16 protein-coding genes are annotated in these 20273 nt (G+C 73.9%); 12 read left to right on the top strand and 4 right to left on the bottom strand.

What is annotated here, in order from left to right; genetic code table 11:
• The first annotated feature begins 105 nt into the window (after positions 1-105).
• Positions 106-930 (top strand): alpha/beta fold hydrolase, encoded by an 825-nt coding sequence (locus CD790_RS08350; protein ID WP_144382394.1) that lies wholly within the window; start codon positions 106-108, stop codon positions 928-930.
• 49 nt (positions 931-979) lie between these two features.
• Here CD790_RS08350 and CD790_RS08355 read toward each other — a convergent pair whose 3' ends face one another.
• The gene (locus CD790_RS08355; RefSeq protein ID WP_144382395.1) at positions 980-1648 is read right to left on the bottom strand and encodes a 1-acyl-sn-glycerol-3-phosphate acyltransferase; all 669 of its coding nucleotides are present in this window, start codon (positions 1646-1648) and stop codon (positions 980-982) included.
• A 243-nt stretch (positions 1649-1891) separates the two neighbouring features.
• Between CD790_RS08355 and CD790_RS08360 the strand changes: the two genes are divergently transcribed.
• The 3 genes from CD790_RS08360 (at position 1892) to CD790_RS08370 (ending at position 4361) form a co-directional block, all read left to right on the top strand.
• Entirely contained in the window at positions 1892-3046 is a 1155-nt protein-coding gene (locus tag CD790_RS08360) for a glycerophosphodiester phosphodiesterase (protein ID WP_144382396.1), read from the top strand.
• A gap of 175 nt (positions 3047-3221) precedes the next feature.
• Positions 3222-3740, top strand: coding sequence for a sigma-70 family RNA polymerase sigma factor (locus tag CD790_RS08365; protein WP_144382397.1), 519 nt, complete (start codon positions 3222-3224; stop codon positions 3738-3740).
• Positions 3741-3857: 117 nt separating this feature from the next.
• Positions 3858-4361: a GNAT family N-acetyltransferase gene (locus tag CD790_RS08370; RefSeq protein WP_144382398.1), complete on the top strand. Its 504-nt coding sequence runs from the start codon at positions 3858-3860 to the stop codon at positions 4359-4361.
• 189 nt (positions 4362-4550) lie between these two features.
• On the opposite strand, the gene CD790_RS08375 is transcribed toward CD790_RS08370, so the two are convergent.
• Both CD790_RS08375 and CD790_RS08380 read right to left on the bottom strand, forming a co-directional pair.
• Positions 4551-5006, bottom strand: coding sequence for a hypothetical protein (locus CD790_RS08375; protein WP_144382765.1), 456 nt, complete (start codon positions 5004-5006; stop codon positions 4551-4553).
• A gap of 1 nt (position 5007) precedes the next feature.
• On the bottom strand, positions 5008-5376 hold the full coding sequence (locus tag CD790_RS08380) for a hypothetical protein (RefSeq protein WP_144382399.1): 369 nt from the start codon (positions 5374-5376) through the stop codon (positions 5008-5010).
• A 719-nt stretch (positions 5377-6095) separates the two neighbouring features.
• Between CD790_RS08380 and CD790_RS08385 the strand changes: the two genes are divergently transcribed.
• The 8 genes from CD790_RS08385 to CD790_RS08420 all read left to right on the top strand — a co-directional run bounded on the left by CD790_RS08385 (position 6096) and on the right by CD790_RS08420 (position 18677).
• Positions 6096-7172, top strand: coding sequence for a methionine ABC transporter ATP-binding protein (locus tag CD790_RS08385; protein ID WP_144382400.1), 1077 nt, complete (start codon positions 6096-6098; stop codon positions 7170-7172).
• On the top strand, positions 7169-8047 hold the full coding sequence (locus CD790_RS08390; RefSeq protein ID WP_144382401.1) for a methionine ABC transporter permease: 879 nt from the start codon (positions 7169-7171) through the stop codon (positions 8045-8047). Before CD790_RS08385 ends, CD790_RS08390 begins: the two co-directional genes overlap by 4 nt.
• Positions 8048-8160: 113 nt before the next feature.
• Positions 8161-8988 carry a MetQ/NlpA family ABC transporter substrate-binding protein gene (locus CD790_RS08395; protein WP_144382402.1) on the top strand — a complete coding sequence of 276 codons (828 nt, stop codon included), beginning with the start codon at positions 8161-8163 and terminating at the stop codon, positions 8986-8988.
• A 307-nt stretch (positions 8989-9295) separates the two neighbouring features.
• Positions 9296-9934 (top strand): GNAT family N-acetyltransferase, encoded by a 639-nt coding sequence (locus CD790_RS08400; protein ID WP_144382403.1) that lies wholly within the window; start codon positions 9296-9298, stop codon positions 9932-9934.
• 388 nt (positions 9935-10322) lie between these two features.
• A complete protein-coding gene (cbiE, locus tag CD790_RS08405) occupies positions 10323-11567 on the top strand; it encodes a precorrin-6y C5,15-methyltransferase (decarboxylating) subunit CbiE (RefSeq protein ID WP_144382404.1) in 1245 nt (414 codons plus the stop codon).
• 221 nt (positions 11568-11788) lie between these two features.
• On the top strand, positions 11789-16288 hold the full coding sequence (gene cobT, locus CD790_RS08410; RefSeq protein WP_144382405.1) for a nicotinate-nucleotide--dimethylbenzimidazole phosphoribosyltransferase: 4500 nt from the start codon (positions 11789-11791) through the stop codon (positions 16286-16288).
• 285 nt (positions 16289-16573) lie between these two features.
• Complete coding sequence (gene cobA / locus CD790_RS08415; protein WP_144382406.1) at positions 16574-17794, top strand: uroporphyrinogen-III C-methyltransferase; 1221 nt, start codon at positions 16574-16576, stop codon at positions 17792-17794.
• Positions 17795-17858: 64 nt separating this feature from the next.
• Positions 17859-18677 (top strand): RNA methyltransferase, encoded by an 819-nt coding sequence (locus CD790_RS08420; RefSeq protein ID WP_144382407.1) that lies wholly within the window; start codon positions 17859-17861, stop codon positions 18675-18677.
• A 30-nt stretch (positions 18678-18707) separates the two neighbouring features.
• Here CD790_RS08420 and CD790_RS08425 read toward each other — a convergent pair whose 3' ends face one another.
• Positions 18708-20072, bottom strand: coding sequence for a serine/threonine-protein kinase (locus CD790_RS08425; RefSeq protein WP_144382408.1), 1365 nt, complete (start codon positions 20070-20072; stop codon positions 18708-18710).
• Positions 20073-20273: the final 201 nt, after the last annotated feature.

A 20273-nucleotide genomic window follows, 5' to 3' on the forward strand; every position in this document is an offset into this window, starting at 1 on the left:
GAAATATTTGCGATCGCCGGTCGGCATTGTCGACCGGCGATCGGCATATCGCGACCCAGGCGACCGCCGCGATGAGCCCGATCGCGGCCACCATGAGGGGGAATCATGCGTATTCGCGCTACTGTTCGCACGCTGTTCGCCGCGGCCGCCGTGGCGGCTCTGACGCTGGCGGGGCATGTCGCCCCGGCGGCCGCCTCGGGGCTGGACGCCCCGCCGCGCGGCGCCAACGACTGGTCCTGCAAGCCCGATTCGGCCCACCCGGAGCCGGTGGTCCTGGTCAACGGCACCTTCAAGCTGATGCGGGAGAACTGGGCGACGCTCTCGCCCAAGCTCAAGAAAGCGGGCTACTGCGTCTTCGCCTTCAACTACGGCCGTATGGCGACCGACCCGATCGCCGACTCGGCGGGTGAACTCCGGGACTTCGTGGCGGCGGTGCGGGCCGCGACGGGGGCGGCCAAGGTGGACCTGGTCGGCCACAGCCAGGGCGGCATGATGCCGCGCTACTACATCAAGTTCCTGGGCGGCGCCGACCAGGTGGACGACCTGGTCGGCATCGTGCCCTCCAACCACGGCACGGCCAACCCGCTGGCCCCGCTGATCGGCAAGGCGTTCTGCCCGGCCTGCATCGACCAGCAGACCGGCTCCGAGCTGCTGACCAAGCTCAACGCCGGCACCGAGACCCCGGAAGGGCCGGACTACACGGTGGTCACGACGCGCTACGACGAGGTCGTCGTGCCCTACACCAGCGCCCTGCTCGACGGCCCCAAGGAGTACGTCACCAATGTGGTGCTCCAGGACCGCTGCCCGCTCGACCCGTTCATGCACGACCAGGCCACCAAGGACCCGGTGGTGGCGCAGTGGGTGCTGAACGCGTTGGACCGGGTCGGCCCGGCCGACCCGGACTTCCAGCCGCGCTGCCTCAGCCTGTGAGACGAGTGGGGGGTGGCCCCGAGGCCACCCCCCACTCGTCGAGGAGTCGTCAGGCGGCCTTGGCCTTGGTGGCGTACACGTCCACGTACTCCTGGCCGGAGAGGCCCATGACCTCGCTCATGACCTCGTCGGTCACCGCACGGAGCACATAGCGGTCGCGGTCCATGCCCTCGTACCGGGTGAAGTCCAGCGGCTCGCCGAAGCGGACCGTGACCGGCGCGATGCGGGGCATGCCGCGGCCGTTCGGCTGCACCCGGTCGGTGCCGATCATCGCGAACGGAACCACCGGGGCGCCGGTCATCAGCGCCAGCCGGGCGATCCCGGTGCGGCCGCGGTAGAGCCGGCCGTCGGGGGAGCGGGTGCCCTCGGGGTAGATCCCGAACGCCTTGCCCTCCTCCAGCACCCGACGTCCGGTCATCAGCGCGGCGACGCCGCCGTGGCCGCCGTCCCGGTCCACCGGGATCATGCCGGCGGTGGTGAAGAACCAGGCCATCAGCCGGCCCTTGACGCCCTTGCCGGTGACGTACTCGTCCTTGCCGATGAAGTACACCGGCCGCTTCACGATCAGCGACAGGAACATCGAGTCGATGAAGGTGACGTGGTTCCCGGCCAGGATCACCGGACCGCTGTCCGGGATGCGCTCCACTCCCTCGACGCGCGGGCGGTACAGGACGCGCATGAGCAGCCCCAGGACCGCCTTGAGGAAAGTGCGGGACAACGGGTCCTCCGGTCGTAGTCGTCGATGAGGTGCCGGGCGTACGGAGTGTCCACCGCACACCAGCACAGGTGAGGACCATACTCGCCGGTTCGCGCCGCCCGCACGCCGGGTTAACGGAGTCGATACGCAGTGTTGACCCATGTTTTGATCACGTTCCATCGTGCGTCCCATGTACGAAAGATGAACGTGTCTACGATCGGCCGTCCGTCCGACGGGTGTCGGACTTCATCACAAGGAGTGCTCATGGAGCAGGAGCAGCAGCCGGGGCGTCGCGCCCTCCTGGGGGTCGCGGCCCTCGGCGCGGGAGCGGCGGTGCTGAGCGGGGCGGGTACCGCGGGGGCCGCGGAACACGGCACCTCGACCTCGACCGGTTCGTACGACGAGCTGCCGGTGCCGACCGTCATCGGCCACCGGGGCGCCAGCGGCTACCGCCCCGAGCACACCATAGGCTCGTACCAGCTCGCCCTGGACATGGGCGCGGACGTCATCGAGCAGGACCTGGTTCCGACCAAGGACGGTCACCTGGTCTGCCGGCACGAGAACGACATCACGGCCACCACGGACGTGGCCGACCACCCGGAGTTCGCCGGGCGCAAGACGACCAAGACCGTGGACGGCGAGCGCCTCACCGGCTGGTTCACCGAGGACTTCACCCTCGCCGAGCTGAAGACGCTGCGCGCCAAGGAGCGCATCCCCGGCACCCGGCAGCGCAACACCCTCTACGACGGTCGGTGGACCGTGCCCACCTTCGAGGAGGTGCTGCGCTGGGCCGAGCGTGAGGGTCGCCGCCGCGGCCGCCGGGTGTGGCTGCACGTGGAGACGAAGCACCCCACCTACTTCCGCAAGCTGGGGCTGGGCCTGGAGGAGCCGCTGGCCAAGCTGCTGCGCAGGTACGGCCGTCACAAGAAGAACGCGGCGACCTTCCTGCAGTCCTTCGAACCGAGCAGCATCCAGCGCCTGGACAAGCTGGTGCGCACCCCCAAGGTGGTGCTGCTGGACGCCGCCGACACCCGACCCTGGGACTTCGTCGAGGCGAACGACCCGCGCACGGTGGCCGACCTGGTCAAGCCGGAGGGTCTGGCCTGGATGGCGGAGTTCGCCCAGGGCATCGGCCCCACCCTGCTGCTGATCATCCCGCGGGACGCCGGCGGCAAGCTGGGGAAGCCGACCACGCTGGTGCGTGACGCGCACCGGGCCGGGCTGATCCTGCACCCCTACACCCTGCGCAACGAGAACACCTTCCTGCCGCTGGACTTCCGGCGCGGCACCGACCCCAACGCCTACGGAGACGCGTTCGGGGCGCTGAAGGTCTACTTCGAGCAGGGCATCGACGGGATCTTCACCGACAACCCGGACACCGCGCTGCTGGCGCGTGAGGAGTTCCGCAAGGGCCGATAGCGCCTCGGATCCACGGGTGACGGCGGGCGGTCGACCGCCCGCCGCTCCTGCCGACAGGTCGACAAAACGGCAGGTAGACAGTGCTACCCGTCAAGGACTGGCGCCGGCTCACCCGGTCGGGTGGGGCGTGGTCGCGGCGGCAACCGCGCCCCGACGGAGCCACGTCCCGCCCGGCATGGACCTTCTGGAGGAACTCCGCCCCCTGCTCGCCGCCGAGGCCGCCGCTGAGGCGCCCGGCGCGGGCGTCGAACCCGCCGACCTCGAACAGGGGGTGTGGCTGCGGCTGCTGGAGCACACCCGCGCCTCGGGGCCGCCGCAGCAGCCCGCGCGGTGGCTGCGCTCCGCCGTGCGGGCCGAGGCGCGCGGCGCCCGGCGCCGGGCGCTCCGGGAGGTGCCGTACGACCCGGTCGCCGACGGTCCGCCGAGCGGTCCGGAAAGCTGCGCGGAGCGCCGGGCGCTGGAGGCCGAGCGGCGCCGGGCGTTGCACGCCGCGGTGCGCCGGCTGCCGGGTCGCTGCCCCGGGCTGCTGAGCGCGCTGATGTCCCGTTCGGACCCCACATACCGGGAGATCGCGGGCGCGTTGGGAATCTCACAGGGGAGCTTGGGCCCGGTACGTTCCCGTTGTCTGGGATGCCTGCGCAGAATGCTGATGGCGGAGGTTGCGGCTCCTGAACTCTGGGGAAAGGAGCGTTAGACAATCGGCGCCTCGGAGCCGTCGCGCACCCTCGCGGCGCCTCCGGCCAGGGCACTTCATCCGGCCGTACCCTCACCCTCATCGACGGCCGGACCGACATGGGGAGGCATGCGGAACATGGGCATGAGTGTGACCATTTCTGATGCGACCGATCGCGACGCCGAGCAGATCCTCAAGCTCCAGTACCTCTGCTACCAGCGTGAGGCGGAGCTCTACAACGACTACTCGATCGAGCCGTTGACCCAGTCCCTCGACGACCTCCGCGCCGAACTGGGCCAGGGCTGTGTGCTCGTGGCCCGGCTCGGCGAGGAGGTCGTCGGCTCGGTGCGGGGCGTCGTCGACGACGACGGCATCGGGGCCATCGCCAAGCTGATCGTGCACCCCCGGATGCAGCGGCACGGCCTCGGCGGCCGGCTGCTGGCGGCGATCGAGGAACGGCTGGCGGCGGAGCGGGCCGCCACCCGCTACCGGCTGTTCACCGGCCACCGCAGCGACGGCAATCTGCGTCTGTACCGCCGCTGCGGGTACGCACAGGTCGGTACCGAGCAGATCAGCCGGCGCCTGAGCCTGGTGCGGCTGGAGAAGGCCGCCGCGGCGCCCGCCCTGGCCGTCAGCGCCTGACCGGCTGCGGCCTCGGCGCCTGACCGGCTGCGGCCTCGATGCCTCACCGGCTCGGCCTCGACGCCTGACCGGCTTCGGACCCGGCGCCTCACCGCGCGGGCGTCGGCGCCTGGTCCGCGGCCGATCGGCGGCTGATCCACGCGATGCCGTGGGTGTCGAGCACCGAGCGCCCCTCGGGCCCGTCGGGAGTCAGCTCTCCCGGCGGGCCTTGCGCAGCCAGATCAGCCCGGTCACCGGCAGGAAGATCGGAATGAACAGATAGCCCATGCCGTAGTCCGACCACACCGTCTCGTCGGGGAAGGCGGAGCGGTCCAGCAGCGTCCAGGTGCCCACCGTGAGCACGCCGATCAGCTCGGCGGCGCAGCAGACGACGGCCACCCTGCGGGCGCCCTCGCCGCCGCGCACCAGGGAGAGCGTGATGAAGGCGTACACGGCGGCGGAGACCGCCGAGAGGACGTACGCCAGCGGCGCCTCCTCGTACTGCGCGATCAGCTGGTAGATCGACCGGGACGCGGCCGCCACCGTGAAGACCCCGTACAGCGTCACCAGCAGCCGGCCCGGGCCCTGGCCGAGCCCGCCGGCGCGGGGGGCCGGCCGCGGCGCGGCGGCCGCGGCCGCCGGTGCGGACTCCGTGGATTCGGGCAGCTCAGGCACTTACGCCTCCCCAGATGTCGAAGAGCCGCACTTCGAGCACGGCCAGCACCACGGCGAGGGCCGCCACGGTCGCCGAACCCCAGCGGGTGCGCTCGGTCAGCGACATCAGTCCGCCGGCCGGAATCGCGCAGGCCGAGCCGACGAGATAGGCGACGAAGATCGCCGTGCCCTGATCGGGCTGCTCCCCGCGGGCCAACCGCACTATGCCGACGACCAGTTGGATCAGGGCCAGTACGGTCACCACGGCCATGCCGATGAAGTGCCAGTCCTTGGTCGGCTCATCGCGGTAGGCGGCGAACCCGCACCACGCGGCCAGGGCGAGGGCGGTCACCGCGACCGCGACCGTCAGCGCGTCGATCACCGGGGCCTCCGCTCGGGGCGGCGGTGGCGGCGCACACAGGGCGTGACAAGCATGGGAAAACTCTAAGCCGCGGGACATATCGCGCCGCGCCCGCCCCCGTGCTCCTGGCCCTGGCGAAGGCCGCCCCCCGACCCCCCCTCCCGCGGCCTGCCACCGGGCCCGGGGGCCTCCCGGCGGAGGGCGCCCGCCCTGTCTCGGGGCGCTCTACGGCGGGCCGTGGCATTGGCCACAGGCGGTGCTCCGGCACCGTCGCGGCCGCTCTCCCGGCGGTCGGGGCGTCGGTGTTCGCGCAGGTCACCGTGGGTGGGCGGGGGCTGTCGGCGGACCGTCAGGCGTCACTGTTGTCCATAAGGTGATCGCTCCTGTCCGCTATCTGGACATAGTTGATCGGTCCATCACCTTGTCTGCTTTACTTGCCCGCATGACCACGACGAGCACCCGCACCCTTGCGACCGAGGCGATCGAAGCGCCCGGTGCTCGTTGTATGTGTCGAATGTGTGACTGCTGAGGGCCCCTGCCTGCCTCGCGCCCCGAAGCGAGACTTCTTTCGCCGCGGCGATACGACGACGTAGCCGTATCGCATCGCGCCCGCCCCGCGTCACGGAAACCCGCACCCGCGCCACCGCGCCCGTCGGGATCTCCGCATGCCGCGTTCCGTAATCGATGTGCCCCGTGTGCGGCGGTATGACCGCCGCGCACTCGACAGTGACGGAAACCCTGTGATCACCACTACGGGCCTGACCAAGGTCTACCGCTCACGAGGCCGCGAGGTCGCCGCCCTCGACGGCGTCGACCTCCACGTCCGCGAGGGAGAGGTGTACGGCGTCCTCGGCCAGAGCGGCGCCGGCAAGTCCACCCTCATCCGCTGCGTGAACCTGCTGGAGCGCCCCAGCTCCGGCACGGTCGCCGTGGCCGGCCAGGACCTGACCACGCTGGCCGGGCGCGGCCCGCGCGCCGGCAAGGCGCTGCGCGAGGCCCGTACCCGCATCGGCATGGTCTTCCAGCACTTCAACCTGATCTCCTCGCGGACCGTCCAGGACAACATCGAGCTGCCGCTGGAGATCCTGGGGGTCTCCGGCCGGGAGCGCTCCCGCAAGGCGCTGGAGCTGCTGGACCTGGTGGGCCTCGCCGACAAGGCCAGGGCCTACCCGGCGCAGCTCTCCGGCGGTCAGAAGCAGCGGGTCGGCATCGCCCGGGCGCTCGCCGGCGACCCGAAGGTGCTGCTCTCCGACGAGGCGACCAGCGCGCTCGACCCCGAGACCACCCGCTCCATCCTCCAGCTGCTGCGCGACCTCAACCAGCAACTCGGCCTGACCGTGCTGCTGATCACGCACGAGATGGACGTCGTCAAGACCATCTGCGACTCGGCCGCGCTGATGCGGCGCGGACGGATCGTGGAGTCCGGCACGGTCGCCGGGCTGCTGGCCACTCCGGGCTCGGAGCTGGCGCAGGCGCTGTTCCCGGTGGGCGGTCAGCCCTCCGGCCCGGACCGCACCGTCGTGGACGTCACCTTCCAGGGGGAGGCCGCCACCCGGCCGGTCATCTCCGAGCTCGCCCGTACCTACAACATCGACATCTCCATCCTCGGTGCCGCCATGGACACCGTGGGTGGGAAGCAGGTCGGCCGGATGCGCATCGAGCTGCCCGGCCGGTTCGAGGAGAACGTGGTGCCGATCGGCTACCTGCGCGAGCAGGGACTGCATGTCGAGGTGGCGGACGTGGCGGCCGACGCCGCCGACGCCGGAGCCGTGGCCGGGGCGGCCGGGGCCGAGCTGCTGAAGGATGGTGCCAAGTGACCTGGTCGGAGATGCAGCCGCTGCTGGAGCAGGCGGGTGACGAGACCTTCCACATGGTCGGCTGGTCGGCGCTGATCGCCATCCTGGGCGGACTGCCGCTCGGTGTGCTGCTGGTGCTGACCGACCGCGGCGGGCTGCTGCAGAACGTGGTGGTCAACAAGGTCCTCGGACAGACCGTCAACATCGCGCGCTCGATGCCGTTCGTGATCCTCATGGTCGCGCTGATGTCCGTCACCCGCTGGGTGGTCGGCACCACCATCGGCCCGGACGCCGCGATCGTGCCGCTGTCGATCGGCGCCATCCCGTTCTTCGCCCGGCTGGTGGAGACCTCGGTGCGCGAGGTGGACCCGGGGCTGGTCGAGGCGGTGCAGTCGATGGGCGGCTCCACCTGGACCGTCGTCCGCAAGGTGCTGCTGCCCGAGTCGCTGCCGTCGCTGATCTCCAGCGCGACCACCACCATCGTCGCGCTGCTGGGCTACTCGGCGATGGCCGGCACCGTCGGCGGCGGCGGCCTGGGCGATCTGGCCATCCGCTACGGCTATCTGCGGTTCGAGAACGAACTGATGTGGATCATCGTCGGCATCCTCGCCGTGGTGATCGCCGTCATCCAGTTCATCGGCGACTTCGCCGCCCGCGCCGTGTCCCGGCGCGGTCGCTCGGCGGCCCCGCGGCTGCGGCTGCTGCGCCGCCCGGCGCCGCTGCCGGCGTCCACGTCGCAGCCCGTGAAGGCCCCGGCCGAGTCCGGTACGGAGCCCGCAGGCGAGACGTCCCCGACGGAGGCCGGGCCCAAGGCGGCCGCGTCCGCCTCGGTGCCCGCGCAGAAGCGGGCCACCGCCCCCTCGGCGACGGTCGCCGAATCCACCGAGACCACCTGAGCCGGACCCCGGAACAGGACACACCCCCCCCGTACCCCGAAGCACCCGCGGTGCGTCCCGCACCCGCGGCGGCCTCGTACACCCAGGTACACCCAGGAAGAAAGGCACTTTTCGTGCGTAACACCATCAAGATCGCCACCACCGTTCTCGCCGCCGGCGCCCTCACCCTCGGGCTCACCGCCTGCGGAAGCGACAAGAAGTCCGGCAGCGGCGAGAACGACCCCCTGGTCATCGCCGCGAGCCCGGTCCCGCACGCGGAGATCCTCACCTACGTCAAGGACAACCTGGCGGAGAAGGCGGGGCTGAAGCTGGAGGTGAGAGAGTTCACCGACTACGTCACGCCGAACACGGCGACCGAGGACGGCTCGGTGGACGCCAACTACTTCCAGAACCAGCCCTACCTCGACGACTTCAACAAGAAGAAGGGCACCCACATCGTGCCCGTCGTCACGGTGCACCTGGAGCCCCTGGGCCTGTACTCCGACACGGCCAAGTCGGTCGACGCCCTGGAGAAGGGCGGGACCGTCGGCATCCCCAACGACACGGTCAACGAGGCCCGCGCCCTCAAGCTGCTGGACGCCAACGGCATCATCACCCTCAAGAAGGGCGTCGGCAACGAGGCCACCCCGGACGACATCGAGAAGAACCCCAAGGACCTGGAGTTCAAGGAGCTGGAGGCGGCGGCGCTGCCCCGGACCCTCAAGGACCTCGACGCCGCGGTGATCAACGGCAACTACGCCATCGAGTCCGACCTCAAGCCCTCCGAGGACGCGCTGGTCCTGGAGTCGCCCAAGGACAACCCGTACGGCAACTTCCTGGCCGTGAAGGAGGGCAAGGAGAAGGACGCCCGGGTCCTGAAGCTCAAGAAGCTGCTCACCTCGCCCGAGGTGAAGAAGTTCATCGAGGACAAGTACAAGGGCTCCGTCATCGCCTCCTTCTGAGGCGCTCGGACAGGGGAACACAGGGGGAGCGGCGCCCTGCGCGAACTCGTCGTTCCCACGGCCGTCGCGGCACGCGCCCTCGGGCTGGCCGTGTGCGGCGCGGGCTCAGGCCGCGCGGACTGTCGGTGGCGCCGGCGACACTCTCGTCGTCGGCGCCACCGCCGTCGGTGCCGACCCGATCGCCTGAACCGACGTCCGCGCGGTGACGAAGCGTCAGCGAGGGCCTCACAACCGATGGGACGTGGGGCCCTTCGATGCTGCATGCTGGGCACTTCCAATGGCCCCGGCCCTGGTAACGGAGCGACCCATGACATCCACCTTCCCGGATATCTCCATCAACACGGACCGGCTGGTGCTGCGCCCGTTCGAGCTCGCGGACATCCCCGAGCTCACGGACATGATGAACGACGAACTCGTCACCGCCTGGACGCCGGTGCCCCATCCCTACACCGCCGCCGACGCCCGCGAGTGGATCACTCGGCTCGCCCCGGCCGAGCGCACCTCGGGCCGCGGCATCGTCTTCGCCGTCACGGAGTTCCTCACCCAGCGGCTGGTGGGCATCGCCCAACTGCGCAACACCGACCGGCGCTGCCTGGCCAGCGAGATCGCCTATGTCACCGCCCCCTGGGCGCGCGGCGAGGGGTACGCCTCCGAGTCCGTCCTCGCCGTGGCGGGCTGGCTCTTCCGGGACCAGAAGTTCGAACGGCTCGAGCTGCGCACGCCCGCCGACAACACCGCCGCCCAGCAGGTCGCACAGAAGGTCGGCTGCATCAGCGAGGGCGTGCTGCGCAACGCCTGGATAGCGCGGGCCCAGACCGAGGACGGGAGCTGGACGGACATCCGCACCGACCTCATCATCTGGAGCCTGCTCCCGGAGGACCTGGAGGGCGGCCTCGGCGAGCTGGCGGGCGAACTCGGCTACGCCGGCTTCGCGGAGTGGAGCTAGAGCCCCCTCCCCGGCGCCTCCGCACGCCACCCCGCGCGGAACGGACGTCCGCGCCACCTTCCGACGGCCCCGACCGCCCCGGCCCGGCCTCGGCGATCCGGCGCGGGGTGGGCGCGGGCGCGGCGCTCGTATCCGGTCGGGCGCTTCCCCGCGGTCCGGCGCTGACACGCCCCAGGGGCGTCAGCGGCACGCGGCCCGGCGCACCCTCGTGCTCCGGCGCCCGGCGACGGCCACCCCGGGCCGTCATACCCGGTCTTTCGGTCTGGACCAGCCGGGGTACGCTCACCTAGCCCCGGCGCCCGCGCGCTCTCGCCCGTGCGTCGACGCCCGGCGCCCGCTGTGCGCCGCCTCGCCACCAACCTGCGACAACCCCGGGAGACACACGACGATGGCCGACCGCGTCACGGTGATCGGTTGGGACGGTTCCCCGCTCACGGACGCGGCTCGCTCCGCCCTCGCGGCCGCCACCCTGGTGGCCGGCGCCCCGCACCATCTGGCGCTGCCGGAGATCCCGTCCGGCGCGGAGCGGATCACCCTCGGCAGCGTGGAGCTCGCCGCCCGCCGCATCGCCCAGCACCGCGGTTCCCCCGTGGTCCTCGCCGACGGCGACCCGGGCTACTTCGGCGTCGTGCGCACCCTGCGCGCGCCCGAGTACGGCCTGGAGGTCGAGGTCGTGCCCGCCGTCTCCTCGGTCGCCGCCGCCTTCGCGCGGGCCGGGATGCCCTGGGACGACGCCCATGTGGTGGTCGCCCACAGCCGCGACCTGCGGCGTGCGGTCAACGTCTGCCGTGCGCACGGCAAGGTCGCCGTGCTCACCTCGCCGGGCGCCGGACCGGCCGAACTGGCGCTGCTGCTGGAGGGCGTGCACCGCACGTTCGTCATCTGTGAGGCGCTGGGCACCGCGCAGGAGCAGGTGACCGTGCTCACCTCGGACAAGGTCGCCGACCACGCCTGGCGCGATCCGAACGTCGTCATCGTCATCGGCGGCGCCGCCCCGGCCGCCTCGCCGGCGCAGGGCGCCGGATACCGCTCCAAGCAGGGCGGGGGCTGGCTGGCGGGGCGCGAGGTGGGCTACCCCGGCCCGGTGCGCGGCTGGGCGCTGCCGGCCTCCGCGTACGCCACCGTGCTGGGCGAGGGTGAGGCCCCGCAGCTGCGCGCCGCGCAACTCGCCCGTCTCGGGCCGCGCGTGGGCGACCTGGTGTGGGACATCGGCGCGGGCAGCGGCGCGGCGGCCGTGGAGGCGGCCGGGTTCGGCGCGGCGGTCATCGCCGTCGACCGGGACCCGGAGGCGTGTCGTCGCGTCGGTGTCCTGGCCCGCCGCTTCGGCGTCCGGATGCAGATCGTGCAGGGGATCGCGCCGCAGGTGCTGGAGGACCTTCCGGAGCCGGACGTGGTGCGGGTCGGTGGCGGCGGAGCGGCCGTGGTGGCCGCCTGCGCGGCGCGTCGCCCGGAGCGGATCGTGGCGCACGCGGGCACCCGCGACGAGGCCGAGGAGATCGGCAGGGCGCTCGCCGACGGGGGATATGGCGTGGAATGCGCCCTGTTGCAGTCGGTGGAGCTGGACACCCGCGTGTGGGCGGAGCGCGAACGCGCCGTCGGCTTCTTGTTGTGCGGTCACCGGCCTCACCCCTGACCTCGCGCCGGTACCGCGGCAGGTAGGCTGGCGGATCGTTGTACCGCCTGTTCCGCCGCCCGACGTTCGGAGCTTTGTTCGTCAATGGGCGGAATGCGCCCCCTCCTTGATGGCGTTGCGGTATGGCAGGACCAGGAACGTGCAACGTGCCGCGCACCGCGCACGCTCGTTCTTGCTGTAGGCGGAATTGAAGGAGCACTAGCGATGGGCGAGGGGAACGCATGACCGACACCGGCCAGGTCCCGGGCGAGGGACTGCCGGAGAACGCAGGCGGACAACCCGTACTTCCGCCGCACTCCGGAGACGTGCACCTTCCCGGTGATCATGCCCCTGTCGGGTCCGGCGCGCCGGCCGGCCCCGGAGACCCGGGGCATGCCGCCGGTTCCGCGCCCGCTCCCGGGGCGTACACCTTCCTCGACCCGCAGGACGCCCAGGGGGCGCACGACATCGGCGGCGACGAGGACGACCTGCTGCTGATGCCGGGCGCCCAGGGCGCCTGGATGGACCAGCCGGCGCAGTTCCCGCCACAGCCGCCGCAGACCGCGGGGGTGGCGGCGCCCGGGGCGGCCGTGCCCGGGGCACACGCCGTCGGCGGTCAGGACGCGGGCGTGGGGTCCGGGCCGGTGGAGTACGCCGAAGCCCGCATCCCACAGCCCGCTTCGCCGCTTCAGGCGGGTGCGTCGGTCCCCGCCCCCACCGCCCCGGTGTCGGCCCACGCCACCCCGCCCGGCGGAGTCCCGCGCCGCCCGCTGCACATGGGTCCGCCGGTGCCGGAGACGCCGACCGGCGGCGTCGTGCGCTCCCTGGCCGACCGCGGCCCGGCCGGCGCGCCCTCCGTCGTGCCACAGGGCACGCCGGTGTCCGTGTCGTCCTCGCTGATCCAGGGCCCGCCCACCAGCGGTCCCGAATACCTCGACATCCCGCGCGACGACACCGGGCACCTGTCCGCGCCGCAGCTCGTGGACGCCCCCGTGGCCGCCGAACCGTGGTCCGCGCAGCCCCAGCCGGGCGCGCCCGCGCCGGTTGCCCCGGCCGCCCCCGCGGCCACGGCGAGCCCAGCAGAAACGGTCGGTCGGCCGGCCGAGGCCGTGCCGCCCGCCCCGGCGGCCGCGGAGCCCGTCGCCGCCCCACCCGCCCAGGCAGCCGTTCCCGCCGAGGCCGTCGTTCCCCCCCAGGCGGCGGTTCCCGCGGAGGCCGTCGCCGTTCCCGCCGAGGCCCTCGTCGGTGAAGCCGGTGCCGTGCCGGTGGTCGTGTCCGCCACCGCGACCGCGACCGCGCCTGACGCGGTGGCGACGCCGGAAGCCGCGGTCCCGACCGAGCCCGCCGCCGCGACCACCGCCGAGCAGCCGCCGGCCGGCCCGGTGCCCGTCGCAAGTCCGGCCCCCGCCGGGGTCGGGGCGATGCCGGCGGCGGGTGCGGAGTGGGGAGCTCCGGCCGAGGGGGCGCCCACCACCGAGGACCTGACCGCTGCCGCGGCCGGGCCCGGCGCCGAGGTCGTCTCCGGAGCCGAGGCCGGTGCCGAGGTCGTGGCCGGTGACGCCGGCGCGGCCGGTGCCGGTGGCCCCGTGTCCGCCGAGGCCGTCGCCGTTCCCGCGGCCGCCGCCGATCCCGCGGGCGAGCAGACGCCCGCCGCGGTGGAGGCCCCGGAGGCCGCCGCGCCTGCCGAGGCCCCGGTGCCCGCGGAGGCCGTGGCCGCCCCGGAGGCGCCGGCGCCCGCCGCCTCAAGCCCCGAGGCCGTCGTGCCGCCGGGGCAGTCGGCGGCCGGGGCCGCTCCGGTCGCCGAGCCCGCGCCGAGCGATGACCCCGCGCCGAGCCCCGAGGCCGCCGACCCGACCGAGGCCGCCGCCTCCGCGGTGGAACCGGCCGCGGCCGCCGATGTCTCCGATGCCGCCGGAGCCGGAGCCGGAGCCGGAGCCGGAGCCGAAGCCGTCGCCGGAGCCGACGCCGCCGTGACCGACGGCGCGGTCGCCGAGACCGCTGCCGCGACCGGTGCGGAGAGCGGCGTCGAGGATGGTGCCGACGCCGCCGCCGTCGCCGACGCCGACGCTACGGCGGCGCACGGGCCCGCCGCGGCGGCTGCCCCGGAGGCAGCCGCCGCTCCCGCTCCCGCGGAGGAGGTCGCCCCGCCCGTGGCCGCGTTCGTGCCCGCTCAGGCGGCGGACGAGCCCGCCACCGTGGACCAGGTCCCGGCCCAGCCGCTGCCTCTTCCCGCCCAGGGCGGTGCCCCCGACGCGGTGGTGCCGCGGCCGGCGCCGGAGAGCGGCCAGGTGCCGGGCCCGCAGGCCGAACAGATTCCGCAGCCCGAGCAGATCGTGGAGGGCGTCGCGGACCCCCTTTCCCTGGAGGACTCGATAGACAACGGGCAGGGCGCGGAGGAGGCGGCCACGGCCGCCGCCGGCGCCGCGGTGGAGAGCGCGGCCGGTGAGGCCGCCCAGGTACCGGCCGAACCGGCCGCCGACCAGGGGGCGGCACCCGCGGACGAGGCCGCTGTGGCCGCGGCCTCCGCGGAGCCGGTTCCCGCCGTCGAGGCGGCCCCGGACGCGGCCGCCGCGCCGACGGCCCCCGCGGAAGCGGCCACTCCGGCCGCCGGTGGCGCGGCTGCCGAGGCGCCGGCCGAGGGCGACGCGGCCGCCGGAGCACCGACCGAGGCGGAGCAGGCGCCCGCCGGGCCGGTGGCCCCCGCGGAGTCGGTCGCCAGCGCGGGCGACGCCGCGGGCCCGGAGACCGCGGGCCAGGAGACCGCCACTCCCGAGGGCGGGCTCGAGGAGCAGGCCGCCGAGGAGCGGGCCGTCGCGGAGCAGGCCGTCGAGGCGCCGGTCACGGAGGCCGTCGGCGAGGACATCGCCGAGGTCGTCGACGAGGCCCTCGCCGAGGCCGCGGCGGCCGAGACCGTCGTGCTCGACGGGGTCGACGCGGTGGCCGTGGGCGACATGGCGGCGGGAGCGGACGGGGCCGAGGAGGCCGACCCGGAGTCCGTCCCCCTCACCCCGCCCGCGGAGGGCTTCGGCGAGGCCGAGCGCGCCGCCGTGCACCGCGTGATCCGGGAGCGTCGCGACATCCGCAACGGCTTCCGTAACGACCCCATCCCGCACGAGGTGCTGCTGCGCGTCCTGGAGGCCGCGCACACCGCGCCCAGCGTGGGGCACTCGCAGCCGTGGGACTTCGTCGTCATCCGCTCCGCGGAGACCCGGCGAGCCATGCACGAGCTGGCCATGCGCCAGCGCGAGGCGTACGCCAAGTCCCTGCCGAAGGCGCGGGCCAAGCAGTTCAAGGAACTGAAGATCGAGGCGATCCTCGACACCCCGGTCAACATCGTCGTCACCGCCGACCCGACCCGGGGCGGCCGACACACCCTGGGCCGTCACACCCAGCCGCAGATGGCGCCGTACTCCTCGGCGCTCGCCGTGGAGAACCTCTGGCTCGCCGCGCGCGCGGAGGGGCTCGGCGTGGGCTGGGTCAGCTTCTTCGACGAGCGCGAGATGGTGCGCGAGCTCGGACTGCCCGAGCACCTCGAGGTCGTGGCCTACCTCTGCGTCGGATACGTCGACGAGTTCCCCGACGAGCCCGAGCTGATGCAGGCCGGCTGGTCCAAGCGGCGGCCGCTGTCGTGGGTGGTCCATGAGGAGACCTACGGGCGGCGCGCGCTGCCCGGCGAGGACCCGCACGACCTGCTCCAGGAGACCCTCCGGGGCATCCGCCCGCTGGACGCCAAGGCGCTCGGCGAGGCGTGGGAGCGGCAGAAGCGGATGACCAAGCCGTCCGGGGCGCTGGGCATGCTGGAGATCATCTCCGCGCAGCTCAGCGGGCTGTCCCGGCAGTGCCCGCCGCCGATCCCGGAGCCCGCCGCTGTGGCGATCTTCGCGGGTGACCACGGGGTGCACGCCCAGGGCGTCACCGCCTGGCCCAAGGAGGTCACCGGCCAGATGGTCGCGAACTTCCTCGGCGGCGGCGCGGTCTGCAACGCCTTCGCCAACCAGGTCGGCGCCGAGGTGTGCATCGTCGACGTCGGCGTCGCCAGCGAGCTGCCCAGCACGCCGGGGCTGCTGCCGCGCAAGGTGCGCGCGGGCACCGACGACTTCACCGTCGGCCCCGCGATGAGCCGCGAGGAGGCGCTGCGGGCCATCGAGGTCGGCATCGAGACCGCGCGGGACCTGGTCGCGGCGGGCAACAAGGCCCTGCTCACCGGCGAGATGGGCATCGCCAACACCACGGTCTCGGCCGCCCTCATCTCGGTCTACACCGGCGCCGATCCGGCCGAGATCACCGGTCGTGGCACCGGCATCAACGACGAGATGCACGCCCGCAAGATCGACGTCGTGCGGCGCGCGCTGGAGCTGCACCAGCCCGACCCCGCCGACCCCATCGGGGTGCTCGCGGCCGTGGGCGGCCTGGAGCACGCGGCGATCGTCGGCATGGTGCTGGGCGGCGCCTCGCTGCGCACCCCGGTCATCCTGGACGGGGTGAGCGCGGGCGCGGCGGCGCTGGTGGCCCGGGCGATCGCCCCCGAGGCGCTGGCGGCCTGCATCGCGGGGCACCGCAGCGCCGAGCCGGGGCATGTGGCCGCGCTGACCAAGCTGGGGCTCCGGCCGCTGGTCGACCTCGACCTGCGGCTCGGCGAGGGCACCGGCGCGCTGCTGGCGCTGCCGGTGGTCCAGAGCGCGGCGCGGGCCATGCACGAGGTGGCCACGTTCGACTCGGCGGGCGTCACCGAGAAGAGCTGACCCGACCTGACCCCGGCCGGGCCCGGCCCCGCCGCGGTGTGCGCCTCGCGCCGCCGTGTGCGGTGGGTCGGTCCCGATCCGTGGTGGGCCGGGCCCCGCCCCCTCACGCCGTCTCCCGGCCATCCCCGAGGGGCCTGCCGACGGGGGCGGGTGTTCCCGGGGATCGGGCCCCGGGTACGGGGACGGTCGGGCCCCGGCCGCAGGCCGTAGGGTGGGGCCCACACCTGACCTGCCGCTTCAGCGCCGCAGCGGCCAGCGCCACCGTATGAGGAGAGCCGCACCGCCATGCCCGAGAACTCCGCTTACCCCGTTGGCCTGCGCCTGACCGGTCGGCGTGTCGTCGTGCTCGGCGGCGGTCAGGTCGCGCAGCGTCGACTCCCCGCACTGATCGCGGCCGGCGCGGACATCCTGCTGGTCTCCCCGTCGGCCACCGCGTCCGTGGAGGCGATGGTGGACGCCGGAGAGCTCCGTTGGGAGCGCCGCCGCTACCGGGACGGCGACTTCGAGGGCGCCTGGTACGCCCTGATCACCACCGACGACCCGGAGGCCAACGCGGCGGCGTCGGCGGAGGCCGAGGCGCGCCGGGTGTGGTGTGTGCGCTCCGACGACGCCGAGGCCGCCTCGGCGTGGACGCCCGCCACCGGGCGCAGCGAGGGTGTGACGGTGGCCGTGCTGACCGGGCGCGACCCCCGCCGGAGCGCCGCGGTGCGGGACGCGGTGGTCGAGGGGCTGCGGGACGGCACCCTCGCGGCGCCGCACCGCAGGACCCGGGTGCCGGGGGTGGCGCTGGTCGGCGGCGGTCCGGGCGACCCGGACCTGATCACGGTGCGCGGGCGACGGCTGCTGGCCGAGGCGGACGTGGTGATCGCCGACCGGCTGGGCCCGAGGGACCTGCTGGACGAACTGCCGCCGCATGTCGAGGTGATCGACGCGGCGAAGATCCCGTACGGCCGTTTCATGGCCCAGGAGGCCATCAACAACGCGCTGATCGAGCACGCCAAGGCGGGCAAGGCCGTGGTGCGACTCAAGGGCGGCGACCCGTTCGTCTTCGGTCGGGGGCTGGAGGAGGTCGAGGCGCTGGCCGAGGCCGGCATCGCCTGCACCGTGGTCCCCGGCATCTCCAGCTCCATCAGCGTGCCGGGCGCGGTGGGGATCCCGGTCACCCACCGCGGCGTGGCCCACGAGTTCACCGTGGTCAGCGGGCACGTCGCCCCCGACGACCCGCGTTCGCTGGTGGACTGGTCGGCGCTGGCCAGGCTGCGCGGCACCCTGGTGCTGCTCATGGCGGTGGAGAAGATAGCCGCCATCGCCGCCGCGCTGATCGAGCACGGCAAGGAGGCGGACACCCCGGTCGCCGTGGTCCAGGAGGGCACCACCGCGTCCCAGCGGCGCGTGGACGCGACCCTGGCGACGGTGGGGGAGACGGTGGTGGCGGAGGGCGTGCGGCCGCCGGCGGTCATCGTGATCGGCGACGTCGTCGCGCTGGGCTCCGACCCGCTCAAGTAACCGCCGGTGACGCGGGCCCGTGGCCGGCGTTGGCACCACAACCAGGACAAGGCAGTATCACCCTGTGGCTGAACTCATCACCATCGAGGACGCGGACGACCCGCGGCTGAGCGACTACGTCGGGCTGACCGACGTCGAACTGCGGCGCCGGCGCGAGCCGGAAGAGGGCCTGTTCATCGCCGAGGGCGAGAAGGTGATCCGGCGGGCCCGTCAGGCCGGGTACGAGATGCGCTCGATGCTCCTCTCGGCGAAGTGGGTCGATGTGATGCGGGACGTCATCGACGAGGTCCCCGCTCCCGTCTACGCGGTCAGCCCCGCGGTGGCCGAGCGCGTGACCGGCTACCACGTGCACCGCGGCGCGCTCGCCTCGATGCGGCGCAAGCCGCTGCCGGGCGCGGCGGAACTCCTCGCCACCGCGCGGCGCGTCGTCATCCTGGAGTCCGTCAACGACCACGCCAACATCGGCGCCGTGTACCGCAGCGCGGCGGCGCTGGGCATGGACGCGGTGCTGCTCTCCCCGGACTGCGCGGACCCGCTCTACCGGCGGTCGGTCAAGGTGTCGATGGGCGCCGTCTTCTCCGTCCCGTACGCGCGTCTGGAGACCTGGCCGCGGGGCCTGGACGCGGTCCGTGACGCCGGGTTCAGCCTGCTCGCGCTGACCCCGGACGCGAAGGCCACGGCCATCGACGAGGCCGCCCCGCACCGACTGGAGCGGGTCGCCCTGATGCTGGGCGCGGAGGGCGACGGGCTGTCCCGCCAGGCCCTGATGGCCGCTGACGAGTGGGTGCGCATCCCGATGGCGCACGGCGTCGACTCGCTCAACGTGGGCGCCGCGGCCGCCGTCGCGTTCTACGCGGTCACCTCGGGACGCCCGAGCGACTGAGGCCGCGGGCAGCGAGGGGCTCCGCCGCCGTCACACCGGGTCGGCGGCGGAGTCGTCCGGCAGGGGCCGCGGGGAGGCGACGCCGTACGGGGCGTCGGGCGCCGCGGGTGCCTGGTGCGTCAGTCCACCGAGCCCCCGGGTCGGGCCCTCGCAGCCCTGCGCCGCCGCGATGCCCAGCGCCGCCAACAGCGTCACCACGACGAACACCACCAGTCGCTGGCGCAGCAACCGGCGGTCGGGGCCGGCCGGCCGGCGCGCGCCGGAGCCGGTGCGGACGGTGCGCGCGGGGGGTCGCGTGGAGCCGCTACGGCCCGGCGCGCGTTTGCCGGCCCGCGCCGGGGTGCCGGCGCCGCCGCGCTCGGGACCGGAACGGCCGCCGGTGCGCGGGGAGGACGGCCGCTGGGACGAGGGTCGTTGCGCGGCGGCCCGTGAACCGTGGTGCGGCCGGGTGGGCGACGGGCCCTCCGCGCCGCGCTCGGTGCGCTGACGCGCGTACTCGTCGGCGCGCTGCCCGGTCGGCCGCTCCGACGGGGAGCGGGGGCCCGGCGGCCGCGGATCCGACAGCCCGTGCCCGTGCGCCTCGCGGGCCGCGATCTCCTTCAACCGCAGCGACAGCTGGAGCGTGCTCGGCCGCTCGTCCGGGTCCTTGGCCAGACACGCGTGGATCAGCGGGGCCAGCGCGTCGGGCACGCCGTGCAGCTGCGGCTCCTCGTGCACCACCCGGTACAGCATCACCTCGGAACTCCCGTGCCCGAAGGGCGAGTCCGCGGTGCAGGCGTAGGCGAGCGTGGCGCCCAGCGAGAAGACGTCCGTGGCGGGGGTGACCGCCGCGCCGCGCACCTGCTCGGGGGCGAGGAAGCCGGGGGATCCGACCGCCGTGCCGACGTGGGTGAGGGTGCTGGCGCCGGTCGCCCAGGCGATGCCGAAGTCGATGATCCGCGGGCCCTTGGGGGACAGCAGGATGTTCGACGGCTTGAGGTCGCGGTGCACCACGCCCGCGTCGTGCACCGCCAACAGCCCCTCGGCCAGCGCCGAGCCGACCGCCGCGACCTCCGCCGCGGGCAGCGGCCCGTCCTCGTTGACCTTGTCGTGCAGGGAGGGGCCGGGGACGTACTGGGTGGCGAACCACGGGCGGTCCGCCTCGAGATCGGCCGCCACCAGCCGGGCCGTACAGCCGCCGCGGATCCGCCGCGCGGCCGACACCTCGCGGGCGAACCGCGAACGGAACTCCTGGTCCTCGGCGAGATCCGGTCGGATCACCTTCAGCGCGACGCGCTGCCCGCGGCGGTCGGAGCCGAGGTAGACCACGCCCATCCCGCCCGCGCCGAGCCGCCGGTGGAGCCGGAACGAGCCGACGACACGCGGGTCCTCGCGTCGGAGCCGCATCATCGCCATGTTGTCCGTCCCCTACCTCCGGTGGGGAGGCCCCACTCCGCTGCCGTCCGTCTGATGTGCCCCAGCTTACGGATTGACGGCCCGTCGCGCTGCGAGGCCGCGCATGCGTCGGCCGATGGATTGTCGGTGGTGCGTGGGATCCTCGAAGAAGCGGTCGGAGAGGCGGACGTCGAGCTCCGGTCCGTGACGCGAGATCTCAAG

It is taken from the genome of Streptomyces sp. SAJ15 (genome assembly GCF_007595705.1).
Taxonomy (GTDB): domain Bacteria; phylum Actinomycetota; class Actinomycetes; order Streptomycetales; family Streptomycetaceae; genus Streptomyces.